The organism is Bradyrhizobium sp. MI1.3 (assembly GCF_055811695.1).
This window is the reverse complement of record NZ_JBVVPQ010000047.1, coordinates 1-1131: the sequence shown is the minus strand read 5'-3', so window position 1 is coordinate 1131 and position 1131 is coordinate 1. Positions and strand designations below refer to the sequence as shown.

The 1131-nt window shown below is 63.3% G+C and carries 1 protein-coding gene; it reads right to left on the bottom strand.

Going from position 1 to position 1131, the window contains the following annotated elements:
• Positions 1-127: 127 nt before the first annotated feature.
• Complete coding sequence (locus tag AC0L3A_RS27805; protein WP_007593601.1) at positions 128-898, bottom strand: SDR family NAD(P)-dependent oxidoreductase; 771 nt, start codon at positions 896-898, stop codon at positions 128-130.
• Positions 899-1131: the final 233 nt, after the last annotated feature.

Genomic DNA, 1131 nt, shown 5'->3' with positions numbered 1-1131 from the left:
TTTTATAACTGACTGGTTCAAAACCCGGGGGTGGGGGGTAAACCAGACCCCCGCGGCTACACTATACAACCCCCCCCCCCCCCCAAAACCCCCCCCCCGGCCCCCCCCGGGCCATGACAGCGTGGCCTCAAAAATTCACCCGGTTCGAGATCGCGCCGTCCACCACCAGATTGGAGCCCGTGGTGAACCCCGACACCGGGCTCGCCAGAAATACCGCCGCGCTCGCGATCTCCTGTGGCGTGGCCATGCGGCCGGTGGGGTTACGCTTCATCGCATCATTGTAACGCTCGGGCATGTTCTGCTCGATGGTATTCCAGACGCCGCCCTTGAAATAGACCGTGCCAGGCGAGACCACGTTGACGCGGATCTTCTTCTTCGCATATTGCCGCGCCAGTCCCTTGGCCATGTGGATCAATGCCGCCTTGATCGGGCCGTAGGAGCTCGCCGTGTCCGCTTGCGCCGCGGAGATCGATGAGATGATCACGAAGGCGGCGTCACCGCTGCTCGCACCGCTGGCCTCGAGGAACGGCCGCGCGGCGTCGAACGCATGCACGGCGCCGAGCAGGTCGAGCCGAAAATTCTGTTCCCACGACGCGGCATCATGGCCTTGCGCCATCGCGCCCGCGTTGGAGAACAGCATGTCGATGCCGCCAAGCTCTTTTGCCGCGCTCTCGATCCAGGATTTCAGCGCCGCGCCGTCGGTGACATCGACCGGGCCGCCGGTCGCGCGGATCCCGCTGGCCTTCAACTCCGTCACGGTGGCGGCAACCTGATCGGCGTTGCGCGCGCACACCGCGACATTGCTGCCTTCGCCGGCCAGCGTCGCCGCAATCGCCCGCCCGATGCCGCGCGTGCCGCCGAGTACGACGGCGTTCTTGCCTTTGAGACCGAGATCCATTGTTTGGTTTTCCTTGTTGTTGGTCGCGCGCTGTCGTTGCGAACAAAGCGGGGTGCCTCTCCAATGTCGTCCTGGCGAAAGCCAGGACCCATTACCACAAACCCTCGTTGCTGTGCGATGTTGTGGCCAACGCGCATTTCAACAACATTCGACCGGGGTAATGGGTCCTGGCTTTCGCCAGGACGACATCCTGCGTGCGTTTGATTGCGTCGTTCAAATCGATCACCCTCACT